We start from the raw sequence: 3,672 nt of genomic DNA on the forward strand, positions 1-3,672 counted from the left end.
AACATCCCCTGACGGACATTCAGCATGCTGACAAAACCGGACTGCGGTGCATAAAACGGAATACTATTCAGGATTTTTCGGGTTTTACGCAACGTCGAAATGACTTGTTCAGGGACACCCAAAGCGCTCAATTTTGCCCGGCTGGCATCCCGTAAATACCGGTTGCCGCTGCGTATGGCAGCTACATACTCTTCCTGAGCATTGACCAGATCCGGCGAATAGATCTCATACAAAGGCGCGCCTTTTTCTACATATTCACCTTCCGACTGCACATGCAACACTTCCAGCCAACCGGAGATCCGCGAATGCACATCCATCCGCTGCTCTTCGTCATAACCCACATAACCTACCGTATTGATGGTTTCCTGCAATGGACTGAATACCACCGGTGCGGTGCGCACTCCCAGATTATTTTCGACCTGTGGATTAATACTCACCGTGCCCGGAGAATCACCGCCACCGGCCAAATCTTCGGCATAGACCGGTACCAGATCCATCCCCATGGGAGACAATCCCGGTTTATCACGTTGAAAATTCGGATCCATTGGAGCCACCCAATACAGCGGCTCATCGGCAGCAGGTGCGGCTTCCCCAGCCATATCCCCGTTCATGCCGAGATATTGAGGTGCCAGATAGCCGCCAGCGGCACCGATTAATAACGCTGCGCTCGTCAGAAGAAACTTATTCATGGGTTCACCTCGCCTTCGTTGGCTATCAACAGAGGATCTGCACCTGCGAGCCAGTAGTTCATGTTGGTAATAATCTGTGCCTGTTGATGCAGTAGCTGGATCTTCATCAGCTTGGTTTCCAGCTCACCCATTGCAGCGGCAGCCACATCAGAGAAACGGCCATCCGCAGCCGCATAAGAACGGGTCGCCGCGACACGTTTTTCACGTAACTGACGCAGATAATCCTGGTTGTAGATTGCTAAACGCTGCTGCAAACCCCGATAGTTACTGATCGCCTGCTTAAGCTCAGCCTCGTACTCCCGAAGGCTGAGCAAACGATCTTCCCGCGCTGCTTCCCGCTGCTGCACAGCCGCATTGCGTTTAGCATCCTGGCGCTTTTCAGGAAATAGCGGCAGATCAAAGGTCAACGCCACACTGAAAAAGTCAGCACGATCGCGCCCATTGGGCATGTCATCGCGCAAGCCATAGCTGGTATCAAGTCGGAAGCCCGGTTTATAGGCTTGATCCGCCAGCTCAATTCCTCGTTGACGGATTTCAACGTCTTGCGCCAACAGCTGTAACTGGGGATGGGATTGCACGGCAGTCTGCAGTGCCGACAAATTCTCCAGCGCCAGCAATGGCTTCATTTCCGGCAAGGACATCGGCATGGGTTCAGCACTCATCGCCTGCGGTAACCAACGGTTAAGCTGACCGCGTAACACGGCTTCCTGTTGCTGCATACGGGTAATACGGTCATTGAGACGCGTAATCTGCAACTCAGCATCAATCACCTCAAAACGCCGCGCCTTGCCACTGCGGAAATTGGCTCGACTGATATCCACCAACTCCTGAAACAGATGGCGATTGTTCTCCAGTAACATCAGCTGTTCCTGCAGGGTGTGCAGCTTAAGCCAGCTATTGGAGACCTGCTGTTTTAGTTTTGCTGCACGCAAACGGCGCTGGATCGGGCCTTTATCAGCCTGTTGACCGAGCTGCTGCTGACGAATTTTCAAACTGTCCCCACGCGGAAACTGCTGGGACAATCCGACCTGTAACTGCGTCATATTTTCCTGATCAAAGTCGAAGGTGTCGGTCGGCAGATTGGCGAGCGCCAAACGTAATTTCGGATCAGGCAACTGCCCGCTGGCGAGCGCCTGCGAACGTAATGCCTGTTCCTGAAAGGTATTGCTGCGGGCCCAATGATCGCTGTAAATCGCTTCAGCAACAGCATCCTGAAGACGCAATTCAGCCTGAACCGGCAATGTAATGGCAATGGCTGCCGCAAATATAGTGGGAATACAAAAACGCATAATCCTGTCTCTTGCATAGAAAAACTCTCCGCGCGGAATCATGCCGGCGGACCGAATTTAGGCAGAAAACAGGGGGCTTAATTCAGGAAAACAGCGTGCTGAATATGTAGGCGCGGATAACCACGCAGGAAAACTCGCTCGCGGACAAAGGGGCCAGACAGACGCAGCTGCCGCCAGAGCATCACCAGCAAAATGCTGGCAGAGAGGAGATAGAGAACAAAGAAACTGGTGGATGGGTCGGCATCCTGCATAGGATCAGCCACCAGATTGCGTCCCCAGTCGCAGCCGCTTTCGTCGCTGCCACAGTGAGACATATCACTCATAGGCGCATCGCCAGACTGATGCTGACTATGGTCCATGACCAGATCATGGGTGAAGACCGGATCAGAATTGCTCGAACCTACCCAATTTGTACACACACCCACAGAGCAATAGACGACAAAAAACAGCAATGCGATTGCTGCCAGTATCCTGCTGCTGATTGTTCTGTGTGCTGTGAGCATCATAGATCCATCAATGATTAAGTGCTGCCAAGATATAACATCTTGTCCTGTAGGATACGAGAGTACTAGAAAAGTTTCATGAGACGACAAAATAGTCGTCCCGGGGTAACACTCTCTGTTCAGAACATTTTAAAGCAGGCAGTTCTTGGTAAATTCTTTCGCTTCATTTGCCGTCCATTCACCCTTTGGCTTCTCTTTCATATCAGCACACCATTCTTTACTACCAATCTCCGGCGAGCAGCCCTGTAAAGTTAATGCCGTAAAACCGATAGCGAAAACAAAGAGACTTTTTTTAATATTCTTGAGCATATACAAACCCTTAGATATCAGAGCAAGGAAAATAGGAACGAATAATATCGGACCTTCACTTAATCCTATCTTAATCAGCGAGAGGACTGATGGCCAAGAAATTAAGCACTATAAAGTGCACTACTGACGGTAATAACAGCTGATAACAAAGCTATACAGTGACTACAGCGGCACTAGATCAATCACATCAGCTGTCGTGTCGATTGCCGCATCAGCCGCATTACCCACCACTGGGATCACCGATACAACTGCACCACCCACACGCATAGGTACGGTCACAACTTTAGTTAACACACAGCCATTCAGCATGAACGCCATCAAAACAATCATTATGGGTTTGATCATGTGCTAACGATCCTATTCAACACAGATAAAGGAGGGGTGTAGCTTATGAGAAATGGTGCCGCCACCAAGAGTCGAACTCGGGACCTACTGATTACAAGTCAGTTGCTCTACCAGCTGAGCTATAGCGGCTAAAACGATGTGAGGACATGACCGAGAGTCACGACTCTGATCCAAACGAAGACAATAAAGCGGATATCGCTGCGCTTCATCTGAATATTGGCTCCTCGAGCTGGACTCGAACCAGCGACCAATAGATTAACAGTCTACTGCTCTACCAACTGAGCTATCGAGGAATAGCCTGTAAATGGTGCCGCCACCAAGAGTCGAACTCGGGACCTACTGATTACAAGTCAGTTGCTCTACCAGCTGAGCTATAGCGGCATTTACAAAGAGACATGACTTACGCCATGGCTCGCACTGTGGTGAAGACGTTTATCAACATGCTTCCCCGCAGTAGTGGCGGAACGGACGGGACTCGAACCCGCGACCCCCTGCGTGACAGGCAGGTATTCTAACCAACTGAACTACCGCTCCGCA

Annotated in this window: 5 protein-coding genes and 4 tRNA genes; all 9 read right to left on the minus strand. The window is 50.6% G+C overall.

The window, feature by feature from the left end; all coding sequences use genetic code 11:
- Positions 1-689, minus strand: a 689-nt coding sequence (locus ABYW01_RS16615) for an efflux RND transporter periplasmic adaptor subunit (protein ID WP_372834845.1), incomplete at its 3' end; no start/stop codon positions are given.
- On the minus strand, positions 686-1,978 hold the full coding sequence (locus ABYW01_RS16620; RefSeq protein ID WP_372834847.1) for a TolC family protein: 1,293 nt from the start codon (positions 1,976-1,978) through the stop codon (positions 686-688). The genes ABYW01_RS16620 and ABYW01_RS16615, both read right to left, overlap by 4 nt.
- Positions 1,979-2,055: 77 nt before the next feature.
- A complete protein-coding gene (locus ABYW01_RS16625; protein WP_372834850.1) occupies positions 2,056-2,484 on the minus strand; it encodes a hypothetical protein in 429 nt (142 codons plus the stop codon).
- Positions 2,485-2,610: 126 nt separating this feature from the next.
- Positions 2,611-2,790 (minus strand): DUF3012 domain-containing protein, encoded by a 180-nt coding sequence (locus ABYW01_RS16630; RefSeq protein WP_372834853.1) that lies wholly within the window; start codon positions 2,788-2,790, stop codon positions 2,611-2,613.
- Between the two features lie 162 nt (positions 2,791-2,952).
- Complete coding sequence (locus ABYW01_RS16635; RefSeq protein ID WP_372834855.1) at positions 2,953-3,135, minus strand: DUF6726 family protein; 183 nt, start codon at positions 3,133-3,135, stop codon at positions 2,953-2,955.
- A gap of 53 nt (positions 3,136-3,188) precedes the next feature.
- Positions 3,189-3,264, minus strand: a tRNA-Thr gene (locus ABYW01_RS16640).
- 88 nt (positions 3,265-3,352) lie between these two features.
- A tRNA-Asn gene (locus ABYW01_RS16645) sits at positions 3,353-3,428 on the minus strand.
- Between the two features lie 12 nt (positions 3,429-3,440).
- Positions 3,441-3,516: transfer RNA gene (locus tag ABYW01_RS16650), tRNA-Thr, on the minus strand.
- Positions 3,517-3,592: 76 nt separating this feature from the next.
- Positions 3,593-3,669 (minus strand) — tRNA-Asp (locus ABYW01_RS16655).
- Positions 3,670-3,672: the final 3 nt, after the last annotated feature.

The organism is Pontibacterium sp., from assembly GCF_041587635.1.
Classification (GTDB): Bacteria; Pseudomonadota; Gammaproteobacteria; order Pseudomonadales; family Balneatricaceae; genus Pontibacterium.

What these genes read in the sequence shown, in the direction of transcription:
- ABYW01_RS16620 (WP_372834847.1), bottom strand. Translation starts at nt 1,978, where the DNA reads ATGCGTTTTTGTATTCCCACTATATTTGCGGCAGCCATTGCCATTACA.
- ABYW01_RS16625 (WP_372834850.1), bottom strand. Translation starts at nt 2,484, where the DNA reads ATGATGCTCACAGCACACAGAACAATCAGCAGCAGGATACTGGCAGCA.
- ABYW01_RS16630 (WP_372834853.1), bottom strand. Translation starts at nt 2,790, where the DNA reads ATGCTCAAGAATATTAAAAAAAGTCTCTTTGTTTTCGCTATCGGTTTT.
- ABYW01_RS16635 (WP_372834855.1), bottom strand. Translation starts at nt 3,135, where the DNA reads ATGATCAAACCCATAATGATTGTTTTGATGGCGTTCATGCTGAATGGC.